Here is an 18,744-nt window from a genome sequence, read left to right on the forward strand (position 1 = left end):
ATGGATTTGTATAATTTTGACATGGGCTTTTTTCTTCTGTTTTTTTTGGCGATTAAATTTTAGAAAATAGCCCATTTTTTGTTTAATTTAGGCGAATGTCAACAAAAAAGGGTGGCGAAGCCACCCACACATGTTGATGAAGAGCCTTCTTTTTTTACCCGAGACCTCTGGGACGTCAGCAGTTTTTCGGATTGCGGGTGGTCCTGCTGGTGGCCATGATCTTTTTTTCGGCGCAGTTGTTCCGGCAGGGGTACGATGCTCCCATCGCCCAATATTTGCATTGCCTGAATTTGCCTGTCCATGAAACGGGGCATATCGTATTCGGCATTTTCGGAAAGCCTGTGGTGACTTCCCTTGGGGGCAGCCTTTTTCAGATTATCATGCCCCTGGTGTTTTGCTTTGCGTTGTGGATCAAGCCCCGCGACTTGATGGGGGCTTCGGTGGGTCTCTGGTGGGCCTTCGAGAATTTTATCGATGTGGCGCCTTATATCGATGACGCCCTGCATATGCGCCTGATGCTGATTAGCGGCGGTACCGGAGCCGAGGCTCCTTATGGATTCCATGACTGGAATTTTATTTTGTCTGAAACAGGGCTGCTGCTGAAACACGACAAGATTGCCGACGTGGTCTATACCATGGGTTATGCAGGGATGGTGCTGTGCTGCCTTTGGGCGGCCTGGTCGCTGTTCTATTACTTCAAGTACCAGCGGGTTTGAAAGTGGTTGGGGCTGTCAAAGAGAACCGCAAACGAAAGGGGCGGCGCAAGTCCAGGAAGCCCATGACCCGTTCCCAGATGATGGGGGCGGTCCATTCCGAGGATACCAAGCCCGAGGTGAAGGTGCGTCGTGCACTTTTTCAGTCGGGGTTCCGCTATCGCCTGCACCGTCGCGACTTGCCCGGTACGCCGGATATCTTCGTGCAGAAATACGGGGTGGCCATTTTCGTGAACGGCTGTTTCTGGCATCAGCATGGCTGCAAGCTTACCAGTCGCCCTAAGTCCAATTCCGATTTCTGGAATGAAAAGTTCGACAACAATATGGCCCGTGATATCAAGACCCGCCATCAGCTATCCCTGATGGGGATCCGCGTGGCGGTGGTCTGGGAATGCTCCCTCCGTGACGACTCACACCGCGGCACTTCCCCCGATGACCGTATGGGTGCGGCCCTTACCCTGGAACGGCTTATGACATTCATCAAAAGCGATGAAGAAACCATCGAGCTTTAGGGTCGGACTTAGCTTTTACACGAAAACTTATTATATATTACTTACAGAAAATTAGTGTAAGGTTGGTGTGTGACTGTCCGCTCCTGTAAATATCGAAGTTTTGTTTTGACCTGTGTAATTGCGCTGCTGGGCCTTGTTTTGGGCGTTTCCAGCACTTTTGCAGAGGAATTTGATGCCTCTTCCACAAATCAGGCTAAGGTTGTGACTGTTGGTTACTATTCCAGCAAGCATTTCCAGGAAGGTATGGCCGACAGTTCTATCAAGTCGGGCTATGGCTACGAATATCTGCAGCAGGTTTCCGACTATACCGGTTGGCAGTACAAGTACATTTATGGGGATTGGGGTGCCATTTTCGACATGTTCCTGAAAGGGGAAGTGGACATCATGGCCGGCCTGGCCAAGATGGATGAACGTAAAGGTCAGATGGAATATCCTGACTATTACATGGACGTGGATTACCATTTCATCTTTACGAAACGTGGCGACAATTCCATGTCTGAAGAGGACATCAGTTCTTTTAACGGCAAGCGGATCGGCTGCCTGCGTAACAGCAACTTGACCACAGGACTCAAGAAGTGGGCTGCTGAAAAGGGGGCCCAGCTGGAGTATGTCTATTTCAACGACCTGAACGAATTGCCTAGGGCTCTGGAAAGGGGCGAGGTGGATGGCTTTGCCGGGAACGACAAGTTTTTGGACCGCGGGATGAATGTAAAGCCCCTGGTGCTCGTCGCTTCCCCGAAATCCTATATCTGTGTGCGAAAGGGGGCGAATCGCCTGCTGCGCGAACTGAACACCGCTCTTGAACATATCAATTCCGATGATGGCGCCTTCATAGAAAGCCTCCGAAACAAGTATTACAGGAGCAAGTCAGTCAGTGCGGAACTTTCTAGCCGCGAACAGGAATGGCTCGAAAAGCACAATGTTTTAAAGGTGGCTTACGCTCCGGACCACTTGCCCTATTGTACGCGAGGCGCCGATGGTCGTGTGAATGGCGTTCTCAAGGACATCATGGATTCCTGGCTCAAGAAGTTGAATCTTGATGGCAAGCTGATGGTTCGCTATGTCCCCTGCGTCAATTTCCGCCAGGCTATTACGGAATTGCAGAGTGGCAGTGTCGATGTGGTTTTCCCCCTGCCCAGTAACAGGTGGTATGCGGAACAGTCCAATGTGATGATTTCGTCGGAGCTGGTGAGCGTTCCCATGTCCGTCGTGTTCAAGGGCGATTACAACAAGTCCATTTTCAAGAAGATTGCGATGATCGCCAAGCCGCAGCAGACCCTGTTCATGCGGGAAATGTTCCCCGGAAGCGAATGGCTGATGCTGGACAATGCCGAAGAGTGTATGAGGGCTGTGCAAGATGGTAAGGCTTCCAGTGCCCTGTTGATTACCTTCAAGGCCAATCCCCTGATGCGCGATGCCGAGTTCTCGCAGCTCAAGTTTATGCCCATAGGCAAGGGTTCTTTCTATTCTGTAGGTGTCCGCAAGGGTAATTTCGCCTTGCTCAGCTTGCTGAACCGTGGCTTTAGCCTCATGGATATGAATGTCATGAATAATGCGGCCTATAAGTACATGGAATACCGTAGCCATTACAGCATGTCGGACTTTATACGTGACAATCTGATTTTCTTCGTGCTGCTGATGGCGATGATCACCTTTGTCATCATAACGATTTTGGCGCTCTATGTTTCCGGAATGAAGAAGGCTCACCATGCGACCCAGATTCAGGTCGAGATCAGTGAGGCTTTGAGCCTTGATTATCCCTATGCGATTTTGGTGGACATCGAAAGAGGATTCTCGCTAACCATTAAGAAAGACGGAAAGGTCCTGAAGGAAAAGGACTGGATTTACCAGGAAAGCTATGACGCGGCCTGGAAATTGTTTGCCAACAAGTATGTTTGCGAAGAGGATCGTTCAGAAGTCTTAAGGGCTTCGTCTCTGGATGTGGTTCTTGAAAATCTGAAGGAACAGTCGGAATATATTTGCACCTACCGCGCAGAATGGGGTAACAAGAAGCACTATACCCAATCCTCCTTTACCAAGGTTTACTTCTCGAATTTGAAGAAGAATGTGATCATTCTTGGATGCAAGACCGTTGACGACTTGATGGCAAAGGAAAGGGAACATCGTGAATTGCTGTCCAATGCCTTGGCGGTGGCGGAACGCTCCAATCAGTCCAAGACCATCTTCCTGAACAACATGAGCCACGACATCCGTACGCCCATGAACGCCATCATTGGCTTTACTAACCTGGCGAAGATCCATGTGCGGGATACGGATGCGGTTAGAAGTTACCTGAACAAGATTTCCATCTCTAGTAGTCATCTGCTTTCGCTGATCAACAATGTGCTTGACATGAGCCGAATCGAAAGCGGCAAGGTCAAACTTTCCGAAGACCGAGTCCACTTGCCTTCCATGATCCGCGAAATTCAGGACATGGTGCAGAATACCGCCCAGTCAAAGGGTGTAAGCATCAGCTTCTATGACGCCCTTACCAACGAGGTCGTTCTTGCCGATGACCTGAAGCTGAAACAGGTGATTCTGAATATCGTGGGGAACTCGATCAAGTTTACCCGCCCAGGTGGCCGCGTGGTCGTGTCGGTTGTGGAACGTGGAGGCGCTCCCGAAGGTTTTGCAAACTACCAGTTTATCGTTGCGGATACGGGTATCGGTATGAGTGCCGACTTTAGGAATCATATCTTTGAAACCTTTAGTCGCGAAAGAACATCAACTGTTAGCGGCATTCAGGGAACGGGCCTGGGGATGGCCATTTCCAAGAACATCATTGACATGATGGGCGGTACGATTGTCGTTGACAGCACACCGAACGTTGGAACGAAAATCACGGTGAATGTGATGTTCAAGTTTAGCGACCTGGTGATAAAGAATGCGTCTGCGAAGGAACTTGGAATTGATCCTACCGAAGAACTTTTTAAGTCGAACGCCTTTGACTTTAAGGGCAAGAAAATCTTGCTGGTAGAAGACAATCCGCTGAACCAGGAAATCGCAATGTCCATCCTGGAGGAATTGGGATTCGAGGTGGATCTGGCTGAAGACGGTCTTGCCGCCGTCGAAAAGATTAGGCAGAATCCCGCAGGAACCTATAACGCCGTCTTGATGGATATCCAGATGCCCAATATGGATGGCTATGAGGCAACCCGGACTATCCGCAAGATGACGGACTCTGCAAAGGCCTTGATTCCTGTGGTGGCCGTGACTGCCAATGCTTTTGATGAAGACCGCCAGAAGGCCTTTGACGCTGGCATGAATGGTCATGTGTCCAAGCCCATCTCTGTTCCGGAACTGATGGAAGTTCTTGGAAAGCAGGTGTAAATACTGAGGAATTGATGCCTAGCATTATTTTTGTGTGCCACGGTAACATATGCCGTAGTCCCATGGCGGAATTCGTCATGAAGAAGATGGTCAGGGATTTTTTTGGAAATACAGCCAATGACGCACGAGCTGACGCTCGCGCTACAGGTCTGACTGAGAAAGATTTTCAGATTGCAAGTGCCGCTACAAGCACCGAAGAAATCGGGAATCCGGTTTATCCGCCTGCCCGTCGGTTGTTAAATGCCCGCGGGATTGATTGCAGCGGACATGCCGCGCGACAGTTCAATCAGCGGGATTATGACCGCTACGATTATGTGGTGCTGATGGACCGCAATAACCTCCGCAATTTGCGCTGGAACATTAATGCCGAAAGCTACGAGAAGGAAACGGCCCGTGGTATTGACGGCGCCGCTAATGAAGACCGCAAAGTTTCGCTGCTGATGGATTGGACCAGTCGCCCGGGCGATGTGGCCGACCCCTGGTATACCGGTGATTTCGAGGCGACCTGGCGCGACGTAAACGAAGGTTGCCGCGGATTGCTAGACGAAATTATGGCGAAGGCGTTGGCCGGCGCCTGGAAGTAGGCCGCGCAGATTCAATTAAAATAGTTCCCGCGCAGATTCATTTAAATTACCGCCCCGAATTTTTTGCGGCTCCGCATTTCTGAAACGATGTTTGAAATCGGGAGCAGATACAGGTAGCAGGCAAAAAGGATGCTTGCGGTAGGGGCGCCTATGGTCCCCAGGGGAATCAGGCTTGCTACCGTCCAGGGAACAAGGGGTGCAATCACGACGGCCGTATTCTCGATGGCCATGGCCCGCTCCTTTTTGTCGGGAATGACATTGCCTGAAATTTCGTTGGTCAGCACGATGGCCAGAGTCTGGTTGCAGGAAAGGGCGCTTGAGGCAACCGCCGTAAGGGAGGCGAAACCGCAAGGAGGAAGTCGGTTTGCGATACGGCTTGCGAATCGGTTCATCTTATCTAGAATTCCCATGCCCTTGAAGAGTCCCGCGTAAGTCAGGGAAATGGCGACGACTACAATCATCTTGACCATTCCGAAAACGCCACCGCCATTCATCATGGAAATTTCTGCAGGGGCGTCAAATCCCAGGAAGGCTGTCTTGACAGTCTCGGCCGCGGTCATTTGCTGCTGCCAGATGCAAATTGCGAAGGACATGGCGATGCTTACGGCCATGGTCATCTTTACATTGAACCGCAGGGCCGCAAGGACGAGAATCGCGACGGCTGGCAAGAGGGTGACAATGCCCAGGTCATAATGCTGCTGCAGAAGTTTCGTTATGTTGTCTGCTCCGACCGCGAGACTTGCGTCAGATGGATTTACGTCAGAGGGAACTGTGCCTGTGACGTAGCCCAGGATTCCATAAATTGCCAGGGCGGCCAAGGCGGCTTTCCAACCGGACTTGATCATGCCCCGTATATTTTCATGGAGGTTCGTCCCTGTAATTTCTGCCACCAGCATGGCGCTTGTAGAGACTGGCGAGCAACGGTCACCGAAATAGGCGCCGGCAAGAATGGTCCCGCCGCAAATGGCTTCGTCGACTCCGATAGCGGCCCCTACGCCCATGCAGATGACGCCCATGGTGGCGGCCGTTCCGATGGATGTTCCCGTAAGCACCGAGACGGCGGCGCACAAGACGAAAACCGCCGGCAGGAAAAGTTCTGGCGTAAGCGCTCCCGAGGCGGCATTGACAATGAAGGCTACCGTTCCACAGGCCCGCCACAACGCAGTGAGTGCCCCCACCAGCAGCATGACGATGGCGATGTTCCTTACGGCGGTCATTCCCGACAGTGCCATTTTCCAGAGGGCGCGCCAGCTGAACCTGCGGATTTTTCCGTAGGTCATCAGCATTACGAATCCTATGGCGAGAGCGATTAACACGACGCCAAATTTATGTAATTTTACCCTATGATATTTTTCTTCGGACTTTTGCTCACTGCCATCGTTGTATTGTACCTGAACATCAGCAGGACCCTTCCCGGCAAAGGGGGGAAACTGCTGGCTCTCGGTTTTTTGCTTGGCATCTTTTTGAGCATGACCTTGCGGGACGGCGTTGTAGGCGCCATCCTCCTGACATTCTTTACCATTTGGATGTGTCAGGCCCTTTGGATGTTCATTTTGCTGGACGTCTTCCTGATGGGCCGTTTTTTCTGGCTCAGCCATAAAATGACCGGGTCGGGTTATCAAAAATCAAGCGCTAACTTTGTTTGTAAAAGTACGAGAGGCGTTCTTATCGCCAGCATCCTGCTGGCCCTCATCCTTATCGGGCTGGGCGTGCCCCATAATGCCGATTACCAGGTGCGTACCCAGGATGTCTCCCTGAAAACGGACTGCGATTCCTGCGGTTCCAAAAAGCCGTTTACCGCGGTCTATTTCAGCGATATACATTTTGCTCCGCTGTTCCGTACCGCAAAGCTTGAACGCCTGGCTGCCCAGGTGGATTCCATCGGGCCGGACTTCGTCCTTTTTGGCGGTGACCTGTCCGATGTAAATACCGCTACCATGGACGAATGGGGTTATGGCCCCCTCATGGCGAAGGTGGCCAAGTCCGCCAAGGTGGCCGCCATAGCCATCAACGGTAATCACGAGGCCATGCAGGAACGTAACGGTTCCAATACGCTGGCATGGCTCCGAAGCAACGGCTGGGTCACTATGGACGATTCTACCGCCTGTTTTAGGAAGGTTAGCGTCCCCGAAGTCTGCTTTACCGGCCGTACTGATTTCCAGGTGGCCCGTACCCGCGGTACCGAACGTAAACCTCTGGCGGATTTGGTGCCGCAGCAGTTCAAGTCTGACTCCTCTGGCGCTTACCGTAAAGTTAGCCCTTGGATCCTGCTGGACCACCAGCCAAAGGGTATTGAACCCGAATATTCGGGAATTTTGCCTGATTTCGCCCTTTCCGGCCATACTCACGATGGGCAGTTCTTCCCCGGAAACCTGATTATTGGCCTGGTTTGGCGCCTGGCATACGGTTTTGGCATGCTGGATGGGGTCCATTGGCTGGTCAGTTCCGGTATCGATTCCTGGGGCCCTCCCGTTCGCGTAGGGTCAGATACGGAGCTCTGGGTACTCCATTTCCTGTACCGCTGACGGGATTAACTATATTTCCCCCCATGGCTTTATGCATCGAATCTAATCATTTGGAAACGGTCCAGCGTATCCTTGCCCTCCATTTTGAAGGTATGGAAGTCTGGGCCCATGGCGCCCGTGTGACAGGAGTAGACCTTACTCCCGATACGGAACTGGAACTGGTGGTGATTTCCGAAAAACCCCTTTCCTTTGAAACCATGACCACCATTGAAAAGGCTTTTGTCGACAGCGGCTTGCCTTTCCGCGTGGATATTATGGATTGGGCCAAGCTGCCCGAATCCCTCCAGAAACAAATCAAGAAAGAGCACGACGTGGTTCAGTCCGTCGAAGAATCCTAGTATGAAACGTCTTCTTCCCCTTGTTCTGGTTGCATCCCTCGCAACCTCCCTGTTCGCCCAGGATGAAATTTCCCAGGCAAAGTCCCTGATTCAGAACGGCCAGTGCGCCGAGGCTATCGCCCCCCTCCAGAAGCTTTACAAGTCCAGCTTCCGCAAGTCTTCCGGTGAAAAGGCAACCGTCATGCTCACCGAATGCTACCTGCGCGAACATAACCGCGACGAGGCCGAAAAGGTTTCTTCCCGATTCCTGGAATACTATGTGAACACGGTCTATCGTGAACGCATGGAACTGGCCCACGCCATTGTCATGGTAGAAAAGGGCAACGTTTACGAAGGTGTCGAAGCCATGCTCCGCATCCTGGCCTACTCCAAGAATCCTGCCGCCCGTGCCCGTACCAAGGACGTGGTAGTACAGACTCTGGCCGCTTCCCTTTTGAACGCTGACCAGCTCCAGGCTCTCCTGGAAAAGTATCCGGTGGATAAGGATGTTATCGGCTGGATGCAGCTGCAGATTGGCCGTGAATGCCAGAACGTCAAGCGTTACCGCGCCGCCCGCTACTGGTACAAGAAGGTGGCCGCTTCTTCCGATATTTCCGAAAAGCTTCTGAGCACCGCCCAGCGTGGCATCGAGTCCCTGGAAGGCTACGGTGCCGGCATGCCCACCGTCCTGGTGCTGGCTCCCTTGTCCGGTGACTTCGCCGAATTCGGTGCCGCTGCCATTCAGGGTGTGATTCTCGCCCACGAACAGGCTGGCCTGGCTGGTAAGGTGAATATCCGTACCGCCGATACCCGCGCCGATGCCTCTCAGGCTCTCCTCCGTACCCAGCAGGCTATCAACCAGGATAGCGTGATCGCCGTGATCGGCCCCATCATGAGCGCTCCGGCTGCAACCGTCGGCGCCTGGCTGGGCAGCAACTTCCAGAACATCCCCATGCTGACTCCCACTGCAACGGATGACGGCATCGCCAAGATGGGTCCCAATATCTTCCAGGTGAACATCACCATGGATAACCTGGCCCACAAGATTGCAGACTTCGCTACCAACTGCCTGAACATCAAGGAATTCGCCGTTCTTAGCCCCCTGGGTGATTATGGTGCTTCCATGAGCCAGAGCTTTACCCAGGCTGTTGAACGCCGCGGTGGTAACGTGGTCGCCTTCCGCAACTACGAAGAAGGCCGCCCCGACTACAAGACTGAATTTGACCTGCTCCGCGATGTCCGCTTCAAGCAGCTGAACCGCCGCCGCAACCTGGCCCGTGGCGCTTCCGACCTGGATGCCATCAACGCCAAGGAACGCAAGGCTTACATGGCTGACTCCACTTTCGATATCCCGGGTATCTTTATCCCCGCAACCAACCCCGGCGATGCAGGCCTCATGGCAGGTCAGGTGGCATTCAACAAGATTTCCGGTCGCCTGCTGGGCGCTTCCGGCTGGTATGGTCGCGAACTGCTGATCCAGGGCAAGCGTCTGGTGGACAGCTCCTACTTCAGCGTGCCGGCCCTGGACATGGGCGGCGACAACTCCGACCTCAAGAAGTTCGTGTCTGACTTCAAGGAACGCTGGGGCGATGAACCGGGCGAAGACAAGGTCAGCGGCCTCAGCTACGACGCTGCAAACATCGTGTTCAGCACCATCGCAAAGAAGCCCAACAGCCTGACCAACTCCATCAACAACACCGCCGTCTTCAAGGGCGTGTATGGAGACATCAAGTTCAAGCGTGGCGCCAACACCAACACCAAGATCGTTACGGTGAACAAGGGCAAGTTCGAAACTGTCGAAGGCTGCCCCGCCAGAAAGTAATTGCGGCTGCCGCCGGACGGTTCCGACGATATGGGTCGCGACGACATCTAGCTGATTGCATTTAAAAAAAGAGTCCCCGCGGTTTAAAACTGCGGGGCTCTTGTTTCTAGGAGGAGAGAAATAAACTTTCTAGTCGTCGATGCCTGCGGGGCAGAGGGCTGCGGCTACGAATGCGGGGGATTCCCCACGGCGGTAGAAGGCGCGCAGCTCTTCGTCATCGATGATGTCGTCCAGGTTCACGGTGCCGGTGGCGTCCAGCTCTTCCTTGATCCTTGCCTTGAATGCCTGGAAGCCGGACTTGAGCAAGTAGAAGGACAGTGCCGATGTTTTGCGGAATATCTTCATGGGACCTCCACCAAGTATATCGCCTGGAACGAAAAAAATGTTTCTACATGTTGATTAGTTTGTGAATTGTTGAAAAGTTGTTGAATGTTTGTACTATTTATAGATTTTTTTTAGAGCTTTGACAACAGATTTTTTTATTCGTAAATAATAAGTAAGTTTAACCGTTTGTGTTTTTTGCCCGATTTTATATATGAAAATGCCGGTTTTTAAAAGTCTAACTTGTTGATTTTCATTAAATTACGGCATTTTAACCCTGTTTTTGACCGTATGCGGTTCCGTCGAGACGAATATTCCTGTCTGGAATAAGAACCTGCGACAATGTTTTCGAAAATGGGGGTGAAATAGCGAAAATCGGGGTCTTCTTTTTCTGTTGATAAAGTGTTTGTAATCTGTCGCAAATCACAACTTATCAACATCCCCCATAAACACCGGTGGTGCAATTTTCTAGATTTACCCTGATGTTTTCCAGATTCCTTTTGATATTCTGTCTTGCCCTGGCTTCTGTTGTCGCCTTTGCGGCCGACGAACACGATTTGACTCTTGCCCTGGATGCAAGGCAGGCCGCTTTGTGGGAAAAGGCCACCGAGGCCACCATGGCCCTGCGCTATAATGACGCCCTGAAGTATGCCAAGGAACTGCGCGCCGAGAACAAGGGCCTGGGCTGTATTCTGGAAGGGGTTGTCCGTATTAGTATTTATGACGACAAGGGGGATACCGCATCCCTCCATCATGCCGGCCGTAGCCTCGAGAAGTGTGAAGCCTCGGGACTGTGGGACGCCTTGCGCCGTTTCGAGATCGGCTATGTGCAGGGGGAGACCGGTCATTCTGTAAAAGGCGCCATGACCACCCGCTCCGCCGCCAAGGCCTTCGAGGATTCCAAGGAACTGGAGGCCCGCGCGTTCTTTGCCATTTACGCCTACTATATCGACAAGAGTTTCAGTTGGGTTCCCTTCAAGTCCGACAACCGTGCCGAATACCTTTCCGTTTTGGATAGCGCCTCCAAGGTGTCGGGCCGCTTCTGGCCCCTGTTCCTTACGCCCCTGGTCTGGATGCACTACGACAAGGAAGATTACGCCACCGGCCTGAAGCTTGCCGAACGTGGCCTGGCCCGCGCACCGGGAAATCCCGTGATGCTCCAGATCAAGGCCGACATGCTTTACCGCCTGAAGCGTTATGATGAAGCCGCCCGGATTTACGAAGAGAGTGCTGCCGCCTATCTGGAACGTACTGGCGCCTCCATTCGATACTGGTGTTCCGTGCTGAACCTGATCCGCATTCATAACGATGCCGGCCGAAAAGAGAAGGCGGCGGAATGGCGTGCCAAGTTGGATAATCCCAAGTACAGGGCCCTTGAAAAATGGATGCCCGGATCCTTGATGGATGACTTAAATAAACGCGACCTGATTTAAAAAATTTTGATGTAAAAAATGCTGATTTTGAATAAATTTCGGCATTTTTTATTTTGTTAACAATTTTTAACGAAAACTCCCGGATTTTCCTGCGTGTTAATAGGAAAGAACCATTAACCGTCAGGAGGCATTATGACTGGGAATTGTTTGCGGGTGGGCTTCTTTCTCGATGGCTACACCCTGAAAAAGGTGAACGAGTACTACAGGGTCCACCACCGCTACCACGCAAGTCTGGATTTGCGGGGGCTCAAGTTCTGGGTGCAGTTGCAGATCCAGCGCTACTTCAACAGGGCCAATCGGGTTGTCGCCCTGGAGTCCCATTATTATCACCCCCAGAGGAACCCCCACATTTACGCCAGGGGGGTCAAGGGTGTGTTCAAGTTCGAGTTCGAACTTATGAATGCGGGGTATCAGGTCCATTACAGCGACCTTCCTGTAGACGATGGCCACATGGGGCCGAACCTGGGGCTGATCAAGGACGCCGAGATGTTTGCCGCATACTGCGATATGGATGCGGTGGTACTGCTCAGCACCCAGGGGCAATATGTTCCCCTTGTAGATAGGCTCAAGAAAATGGGGGTGCCTGTGCTTCTGCTGGGCTGGAGTTTTAGCTACCCCAAGAACAGCCGCTATGTGCACTGGAGGACCGATACGGGGCTCAGGTTACGCTGTGCGCACTACGTTGCCATGGAGCGGATTCTGGACCACGATCCTGCAAACGATATTCCGCCTACGGGATTCTTCTTTCGCCCCCGGGTTGGGACCGCCCCGGATGTTGCAGTCGGCGGTGGCGATTTGACCTGCGTGACGGATGACGGGCTGGCTGTGGGCCGTTTTGCAGATGACGGATTGGCGGGCATGAAAAAAGCCCAGGGGCCAAATGACCTCTGGGCGAAATGCGAAACTCCGGAGAGTATTAAAGCTTGTTTTCCTGCTTTGTCTGCCAGTCGCTGTGGAAGATCCATGTGAGGCGCAGACCCAGGAAGAAGGTGTCGCCGTTGTTGTCGGTGTCGTCGCCGATATATTCGGTGTTGACCAGTTCCTTGCCTTCGACGCTGAGTTCATTGTAGCGTACGAAGCGGTAACCGACATAGACGCCCAATGCCAGGTGGTCGAATTCCAGGCGGCCTTCCAGTTCGCTGTTGACTGTGGTGGCCATGGCGCTGTAGTAGCGGTTACGGAAGTTGTAGGTTTCGCCACCGTTCAAGTCAGTGACTTCGAAGTTAGAGGCGAAGTGGATGTTGATCAGGTTGAAACCGAAACCGACGGCGGGGATCAAGTTGATGAAGGTGTTTTCGCCGAAGAGCTTCCAGCCGAACATCCAGTCGGCGCCGTAGCTGTACCACTTGACGTCGTACAGGGGGAACTTCATGTAGCTTCCGTCTTCGGCGTATGCCTTGTAGGTATTGCTGGGACGTTCAGAAATCTGGGTGGGCATGAAGTTCATGTCGATCCAGGTTTGGAACTGTTTGTACTGGGCGCCGAAGATGGCGTGGAGACCCAGGTAGTAGTCGTCAAAGGTATTGTACTTCATCTTGCCACCGCTGTAGAAGACGTCGCCTTCATCGGTGGACACGGTATGACCGCCCTTTACGAAGGCCAGGTGGTTCACGTAGCTCTGGAAGTCATCGTGCATGATGCGGAAATCGGTGCCGAAGGATACGAATCCGCGGATATGGTCCTTGTCGTAGAAACCGGGTTCGGCTTCAGCGAAGGAAGAGTTTGCCAGAGCGAGTACGCTAAGGACAGCTGCAGTCAAAAAAGAGGTTATCTTTGTCTTCATAAAAGATCCCATTTATAAATTCCGAACATATAAGATACATTATGTTGAGGATTTTTGCAGTGGAAAATTTGTTAAAGCGTTAAAAATCAACGATTTACGATGAATTTGAGGATTAAAGATGTTGACTTTTGGTGGAAAAGTCGGGGCATTGGGGATTTTAATCGCCTTGATAATGGTGGGCTGCGGGTCCGAACCTGCTAAAAAAGAGAAGAACGTTGAAGCCGTTCAGCAGGACTGCGGCAGTTCCATTCAGAAAAATTGGCAGGTTGTGGTGGGGGATGACCGCGCCCGGACCAACCTTCTGTGGGTGGATTCTGCCTGCGGGGAACAGGTGGCCGCTATCCGCTCCATCGTGGGGGCCGACACCTTGGAGAAAATCTTTGTGCTTCGGGATTCTGCCGCCTTTACCGCGGGGGGCGCCTTGCCCGGGGAACTGTCTAGCGCCATGGTGCTGCGGACGCCTCTCCAGAGGGTGGCGGTACTTTCGTCGGCCCAGATTGGCTACATGCTTCGCCTCGGTGTGGAAGACCGCATTATAGCGGTAGGTGCCGGGAAGTACATTGCGGATTCTACTTTGTACGCAAAGGCCGCCGCAGGGCAGGTCGCAGAAGTAAGCCCCGACGGCATGAATGTGGATTACGAGAAGCTCATCGCCTTAAAGCCGGACCTGGTCATGACCTTTGTCACAGGCGGTTCCCAGGACGATTACGACCGTATGGAAAAGCTGGGCATACCCGTAATGCTTACCTCCGAATGGCAGGAGAATTCCCTTGAGGCCAAGGCGGCGTGGATCAAGCTTTATAGTTCCCTGTTTAACGTAGAAATGCCCGACGAAAAAAAAGATTCGGAGTCTTTCTCTGATTCCCTTGTTTATGGAGATCCGGCAGGAAGCGCCGACCCCTGTGTAGAACAGAAGGTAGTGCGTTCCGGGCAAAATGAAAAGCGTGGTTTTAAGGTTGTGGCAAGGGGCCCCCGGGTTCTTGCGGGCATGAGCTATGGCGGCGTGTGGTACGCCCCCGGTGGACGTAGCTATACTGCCGACCTGATCAGAAAAGCAGGCGGCTGCTACTTGTGGGCGTCCGACACTACCCGCGAACTGAAGCTCACCATTGAAGATGTGATGGCCCTGGCAGACTCCGTCGATATTTGGATTAACCCCGGTATGTTCGGCACTCCCGAAGAAATCCTGGCTGCGGAGCCCCGCGCCGCCTACATCAAGGCTTTCAAGGAGAAGAAGGTCTTGCAGAATGATGGGCGCAAGGGCCCCGGTGGCGGAAACGATTTCTTTGAAGGTGCGGTGGCAAGGCCCGACGAATTGGTGGAGAATCTCTCCAGCCTGATTTCCACGACCGCCAAAAAGCCCGTTTCCGGGAATCCGGCATTTGAATGGTACCGCAATATTTTCTAATATTTACAATATGATGAAACCTCATACAGGTATAGGTGACTGGATTTCGGCCAATTATGAGCTGGGTACCCCGTTTTTGCAGCAGGTACCTCGCGATTGTGCTGACTATTTGCTTTTGAATGCCCAGATTCGTGAATACGATACGGGCGAGATTATTATTAACGGTGGCGTTATCGGTGATTCGTTCTGCGTGTTGCAGAGTGGTCGCGCCATGATTTGCGGTCAGATTCTTGCTGACGGTCATTACAATATGCTGGCTTCCCTGGAAGCAGGTGCATGCTTCGGTGAAATGTCCATCATTTGTAACGAACCTACCAGCAATACGGTGATCGCCGCCGAAGATGGCTGCACCGTGCTCCACATTCCCCGCGAAGAGTTTGTGAAGTTCCTGGACAAGAACCCCAGCATCATGGTGTACTTGTACAAGGTGGTGGCAGACCGACTCCGCGCCAAGAACAAGGCATTCGATGAATTTGAACGTCTTTCCTTGTTGGCTTCCGGTAAGGTTCTTCCCTTTATCGACTTTGCCCAGACCATGGAAAAGAGCCGCGTCACTGGCACCGTGATTTTCGAGTGCAATGGCGAAAAGGGCTTTATTGCCTTTAGAGATGGTCGAATTTGCTGTGCCAAGTGCGGTAAACTGGCAGGCCCAGACGCCTTTGAAAAAATGCTTTCATGGGGCGACGAAACCTTGTACAAGTTGGATACCCACTTGATGCCGGAAGTTGTAAACATCAACCAGATGACTGATACAACTAGCCTCATCCTGGATGCTCTCAGAAATATTGATGAAAAACAAAACGGTGGTCAGTAAGTTGACCCCAAAACACGCCCCGGCATGGGGCGAAGGATAAAAAGATGAATTACGCAGACGCTGGTGTATCTCTGGCCCGTGCAGACGAAGCAATGGTCGGAGTCAAGAAGTCCGTCCGTACCACCTTTAACGAAGGCGTTCTCGGTGACGTTGGCAACTTCGGTGGCCTCTTCACCCTCAACCACCTTGGCATGAAGGACCCCGTTCTCGTCAGCTCCGTTGACGGTGTGGGTACCAAGCTCAAGGTTGATATCGAAATGGGCACTCATACTCTGCCCGGTCAGGATATCGTGAACCACTGCTGCGACGATATTCTCGTCCAGGGCGCACGTCCGCTGTTCTTCCTCGACTACGTTGCTACCGGTCGTCTCGAACCGGGTGTCATGGACCAGCTGGTCGCAGGTATGGCTAAGGCTTGCCGCGAAAACGGTCTCGTGCTCATCGGTGGCGAAACTGCAGAAATGCCGGGCTTCTACGGTCCGGGTGACTACGATATCTCCGGTACCATCGTGGGTGTCGTAGAACGCGAAAACATCATCGACGGCAAGAAGATCAAGCCGGGTACCATCATCCTCGGTCTCCCGTCCACCGGTCTTCATACCAACGGCTACTCTCTGGCCCGTAAGGTTCTCTTCGACGTTGCCGGCTACAAGGTCGACACTCCGCTGGAAGGCACCAACATGACCATCGGCGAAGCTCTCACCATGCCGCACCGCAGCTACTACCCCAGCCTCATCGATCTCTGCAACAAGAAGATCATCCAGGGTCTCGCTCACATCACTGGTTCCGGCTACCAGGGTAACATTCCCCGTATCCTCCCGGACAATGTGGACGTCATCATTGACCGTACCTCCTGGGATCCGTCCCCGATCTTCAAGCTCATCCAGAAGGAAGGCTCTGTGGAGAAGGACGAAATGTACTCTACCTTCAACATGGGCATGGGTATGTTGATCTTCATCGATCCGGCTGACAAGGCTGAAGTTGTTGCTCATCTCGAAGCCAAGGGCGAAAAGTGGGTGCAGGTCGGCGAAGTTGTTGCCGGCTCCAAGCAGGTCAAGTTCAAGGACTAAAATGCTTCTTGCCCTTAATGAAGGGTGAGTTACAAGAAAAAGGCAGTGGAAAACGGAGAAATCCGTGAAATCCACTGCCTTTTTATTACGTTGTATGGAATCTCGGTGGTTTTTGGGCGAAATCGGACTGTTTTTGTTTTGAAAAAACGTCCATTTGGACGGATTTTACCCTAATTGAAGTGCGTTTGGGATTATTTATTTTAGATAAAGTAAATAAAAGGCGGTGGAAAACGGAGAAATCCGCGAAATCCACTGCCTTTTTTGAATCACTGCCTTTTTGAATTACACCAATATTGGATTTGAATTCATTTTGAGTACATTTCGGGAACATTTTCAGCTTTCAAAAAGGTTTCAACTGTTTGAAAATGTGCTTTGTGAATATATTTTTACCCCCGAGTGTAAAATTGTGTCGTGTTTGGGTTTGGCACATATGAGAGAGGTATTATGAAACATCCCTTTTATAAAAGTTTAGTGGCTGCTGGTGCCTTGACGGTTGCTGGCGCCTTTGTGGCTTGTGGCAGTGACAGCAGTTCCGATGGACCGGGTACAGGTCCCGTTAACGATCTTTGCTCCGGTATCGTCGCTACGGAACAGGTTTCTGTAGTAGACCTGGGTTCTGTCAAGCTCCTGGTTTATCCCCGTGGAATTGACGGTGTCGGCAAGGTGACCTTGGCTAACGGCTATGCCTATGGTACCTACGATGGTATCAACATCTACGATAACGAAGGCAATGTGGTCATGGAAGCCGGCTATGCTGACTTGGTAAACAAGTGCGAAGCAACCTCTACGCCGGACCCGTCTGATCCCAACTCCTCTGAATCAACTCCCATTGTTGGCCCCGGTGGCACCCAGGAAATTACCAGTTCTGAATCAACTCCCATTGTTGGCCCTGGTGGTACTCAGGAAATCACCAGCTCCGAATCTACCCCCATTGTCGGCCCCGGTGGAACTCAGGAAGAAATTTCCAGCAGCGAAACTGTAAAGCCCTCCCTGGAAAATGGCTTCCCCTCTATTGAATCTTATGGCGCTCCTCCGGCAGAATACACCAAGGACATCTTGAGCAACGGCCAGACCGGTTGGAACTCCCGTTACTGGGACGCCTGTAAGCCTCACTGCTCCTGGATCAGCAATGGTGAAGAAGGCAAGACCGATACCACCACCCAGGCAAGCTACGAAGCCGGTATGACTACCGCCCGTAACTGCAACATCCACGACGTGGAAGTTCCCACCTTTACTTTGGGCCACGCCGTTCAGCAGTACTGGATGGGTTACGAAGGAACCAACAGCGCCTGTGGCGAAGCCAAGGATAAGGGTGTGTTCACTTGCACCGACATGGCTCCCATCGCTGTTAACGATACTCTTTCCTATGCATACGTGGCAGGTCCCGGCTCCGCAACTTCTTGCGGTAAGTGCTTCCACTTGCAGTACAACGGCTCCTTCAAGGATGCTAGCGCCAACAATGCTGCCAAGGCTACCCACAAGGCTCTTAAGGGCAAGCACATGGTGGTCATGACTTCCAACATTGGTCACGATGTGGAAGTGGGCCAGTTCGACTTGATGGTTCCGGGTGGTGGCGTGGGCGCCTTTGACGCACTCTCTGTCCAGGTGAACGGTGCAGACGTGAACTGGGGCGCAGGCTTCGGCGGCTTCCTCACTGAATGCCAGAGCAAGCTTGGCTACGACAACACTCTCGAATCTTACCAGACCTGCGTGAAGGAAATGTGCGATGCCGCCTTCGGTAATGCTGGCCTTCCCAACCTGCTCCGCGGTTGCCACTGGTTTGCTGACTGGTTCATGGCTGCCGACAATCCCACCTACAACTGGGAAGAAGTGGAATGCCCGCAGTACCTGATCGACCATTACATGACTACCATCAATAAGGAAAAGTCCAACAACTACGCATGGCACACCGACTGGTCTACCTACAAGGCTGGCGATCCGCTGGAAACTTTGGAATGCACCGATAAGGGCTGCGAATGCCCCGACGAAATGGCAGCCAAGGGCGCCTGCAAGAAGTAATCGATTCGATTCCTTAGCGTTTAAAGGGTCTCCCCCGGGAGGCCCTTTTTGCGTTGGTGATGTTCCTTGTTGCGTCTGTTCCAACGGATCTAT

Annotated in this window: 16 protein-coding genes; 13 read left to right on the plus strand and 3 right to left on the minus strand. The window is 52.4% G+C overall.

Features of this window, described 5'->3' with window-relative positions; genetic code table 11:
• Positions 1-209: 209 nt before the first annotated feature.
• The 4 genes from BUB94_RS14915 (at position 210) to BUB94_RS14930 (ending at position 5,139) form a co-directional block, all read left to right on the plus strand.
• A complete protein-coding gene (locus BUB94_RS14915) occupies positions 210-716 on the plus strand; it encodes a hypothetical protein (RefSeq protein WP_254793754.1) in 507 nt (168 codons plus the stop codon).
• A gap of 62 nt (positions 717-778) precedes the next feature.
• Positions 779-1,225, plus strand: a complete 447-nt coding sequence (locus BUB94_RS14920) for a very short patch repair endonuclease (RefSeq protein ID WP_083538351.1) — start codon at positions 779-781, stop codon at positions 1,223-1,225.
• A 105-nt stretch (positions 1,226-1,330) separates the two neighbouring features.
• Positions 1,331-4,555, plus strand: coding sequence for a response regulator (locus BUB94_RS14925; RefSeq protein WP_073238512.1), 3,225 nt, complete (start codon positions 1,331-1,333; stop codon positions 4,553-4,555).
• Between the two features lie 14 nt (positions 4,556-4,569).
• The gene (locus BUB94_RS14930; protein ID WP_073160746.1) at positions 4,570-5,139 is read left to right on the plus strand and encodes a low molecular weight protein-tyrosine-phosphatase; all 570 of its coding nucleotides are present in this window, start codon (positions 4,570-4,572) and stop codon (positions 5,137-5,139) included.
• Between the two features lie 41 nt (positions 5,140-5,180).
• Here BUB94_RS14930 and BUB94_RS14935 read toward each other — a convergent pair whose 3' ends face one another.
• Positions 5,181-6,455: a Na+/H+ antiporter NhaC family protein gene (locus BUB94_RS14935; RefSeq protein WP_073238515.1), complete on the minus strand. Its 1,275-nt coding sequence runs from the start codon at positions 6,453-6,455 to the stop codon at positions 5,181-5,183.
• Between the two features lie 27 nt (positions 6,456-6,482).
• Between BUB94_RS14935 and BUB94_RS14940 the strand changes: the two genes are divergently transcribed.
• The 3 genes from BUB94_RS14940 to BUB94_RS14950 are packed head-to-tail and all read left to right on the plus strand — an operon-like array spanning position 6,483 to position 9,803.
• Positions 6,483-7,664, plus strand: coding sequence for a metallophosphoesterase (locus tag BUB94_RS14940; RefSeq protein ID WP_073238518.1), 1,182 nt, complete (start codon positions 6,483-6,485; stop codon positions 7,662-7,664).
• A 23-nt stretch (positions 7,665-7,687) separates the two neighbouring features.
• Positions 7,688-8,002, plus strand: coding sequence for a DNA polymerase III subunit beta (locus tag BUB94_RS14945; protein ID WP_073160741.1), 315 nt, complete (start codon positions 7,688-7,690; stop codon positions 8,000-8,002).
• 1 nt (position 8,003) lies between these two features.
• Positions 8,004-9,803 carry a penicillin-binding protein activator gene (locus BUB94_RS14950; RefSeq protein ID WP_073160740.1) on the plus strand — a complete coding sequence of 600 codons (1,800 nt, stop codon included), beginning with the start codon at positions 8,004-8,006 and terminating at the stop codon, positions 9,801-9,803.
• 129 nt (positions 9,804-9,932) lie between these two features.
• On the opposite strand, the gene BUB94_RS14955 is transcribed toward BUB94_RS14950, so the two are convergent.
• Entirely contained in the window at positions 9,933-10,148 is a 216-nt protein-coding gene (locus BUB94_RS14955; RefSeq protein WP_073160739.1) for a hypothetical protein, read from the minus strand.
• Between the two features lie 458 nt (positions 10,149-10,606).
• On the opposite strand from BUB94_RS14955, the gene BUB94_RS14960 reads away from it, so the two are divergent.
• Positions 10,607-11,557, plus strand: coding sequence for a tetratricopeptide repeat protein (locus BUB94_RS14960; protein WP_249269410.1), 951 nt, complete (start codon positions 10,607-10,609; stop codon positions 11,555-11,557).
• Positions 11,558-11,689: 132 nt separating this feature from the next.
• Entirely contained in the window at positions 11,690-12,526 is an 837-nt protein-coding gene (locus BUB94_RS14965; RefSeq protein WP_073238521.1) for a PIN domain-containing protein, read from the plus strand.
• On the opposite strand, the gene BUB94_RS14970 is transcribed toward BUB94_RS14965, so the two are convergent.
• On the minus strand, positions 12,474-13,340 hold the full coding sequence (locus BUB94_RS14970; protein ID WP_073238524.1) for a hypothetical protein: 867 nt from the start codon (positions 13,338-13,340) through the stop codon (positions 12,474-12,476). The genes BUB94_RS14965 and BUB94_RS14970 overlap by 53 nt on opposite strands.
• A gap of 118 nt (positions 13,341-13,458) precedes the next feature.
• Here BUB94_RS14970 and BUB94_RS14975 point away from each other — a divergent pair, with 118 nt between their 5' ends.
• From BUB94_RS14975 to BUB94_RS14995, 4 genes are all read left to right on the plus strand, one after another.
• On the plus strand, positions 13,459-14,748 hold the full coding sequence (locus BUB94_RS14975) for an ABC transporter substrate-binding protein (protein ID WP_083538353.1): 1,290 nt from the start codon (positions 13,459-13,461) through the stop codon (positions 14,746-14,748).
• A gap of 10 nt (positions 14,749-14,758) precedes the next feature.
• On the plus strand, positions 14,759-15,562 hold the full coding sequence (locus BUB94_RS14980) for a cyclic nucleotide-binding domain-containing protein (protein ID WP_249269411.1): 804 nt from the start codon (positions 14,759-14,761) through the stop codon (positions 15,560-15,562).
• Positions 15,563-15,606: 44 nt separating this feature from the next.
• Positions 15,607-16,632 (plus strand): phosphoribosylformylglycinamidine cyclo-ligase, encoded by a 1,026-nt coding sequence (gene purM / locus BUB94_RS14985; RefSeq protein WP_073238530.1) that lies wholly within the window; start codon positions 15,607-15,609, stop codon positions 16,630-16,632.
• Positions 16,633-17,076: 444 nt separating this feature from the next.
• Positions 17,077-18,651: a glycosyl hydrolase family 5 gene (locus BUB94_RS14995; protein WP_254793755.1), complete on the plus strand. Its 1,575-nt coding sequence runs from the start codon at positions 17,077-17,079 to the stop codon at positions 18,649-18,651.
• The last annotated feature ends 93 nt before the right edge of the window (positions 18,652-18,744 follow it).

It is taken from the genome of Fibrobacter sp. UWH9 (assembly GCF_900129715.1).
In the GTDB taxonomy this organism is placed as follows: domain Bacteria; phylum Fibrobacterota; class Fibrobacteria; order Fibrobacterales; family Fibrobacteraceae; genus Fibrobacter.

Coding starts and splice junctions, on each gene's coding strand:
- BUB94_RS14920 (WP_083538351.1), top strand. CDS start 779: ATGACCCGTTCCCAGATGATGGGGGCGGTCCATTCCGAGGATACCAAG.
- BUB94_RS14930 (WP_073160746.1), top strand. CDS start 4,570: ATGCCTAGCATTATTTTTGTGTGCCACGGTAACATATGCCGTAGTCCC.
- BUB94_RS14940 (WP_073238518.1), top strand. CDS start 6,483: ATGATATTTTTCTTCGGACTTTTGCTCACTGCCATCGTTGTATTGTAC.
- BUB94_RS14945 (WP_073160741.1), top strand. CDS start 7,688: ATGGCTTTATGCATCGAATCTAATCATTTGGAAACGGTCCAGCGTATC.
- BUB94_RS14950 (WP_073160740.1), top strand. CDS start 8,004: ATGAAACGTCTTCTTCCCCTTGTTCTGGTTGCATCCCTCGCAACCTCC.
- BUB94_RS14955 (WP_073160739.1), bottom strand. CDS start 10,148: ATGAAGATATTCCGCAAAACATCGGCACTGTCCTTCTACTTGCTCAAG.
- BUB94_RS14960 (WP_249269410.1), top strand. CDS start 10,607: ATGTTTTCCAGATTCCTTTTGATATTCTGTCTTGCCCTGGCTTCTGTT.
- BUB94_RS14965 (WP_073238521.1), top strand. CDS start 11,690: ATGACTGGGAATTGTTTGCGGGTGGGCTTCTTTCTCGATGGCTACACC.
- BUB94_RS14970 (WP_073238524.1), bottom strand. CDS start 13,340: ATGAAGACAAAGATAACCTCTTTTTTGACTGCAGCTGTCCTTAGCGTA.
- BUB94_RS14975 (WP_083538353.1), top strand. CDS start 13,459: ATGTTGACTTTTGGTGGAAAAGTCGGGGCATTGGGGATTTTAATCGCC.
- BUB94_RS14980 (WP_249269411.1), top strand. CDS start 14,759: ATGATGAAACCTCATACAGGTATAGGTGACTGGATTTCGGCCAATTAT.
- purM (WP_073238530.1), top strand. CDS start 15,607: ATGAATTACGCAGACGCTGGTGTATCTCTGGCCCGTGCAGACGAAGCA.
- BUB94_RS14995 (WP_254793755.1), top strand. CDS start 17,077: ATGAAACATCCCTTTTATAAAAGTTTAGTGGCTGCTGGTGCCTTGACG.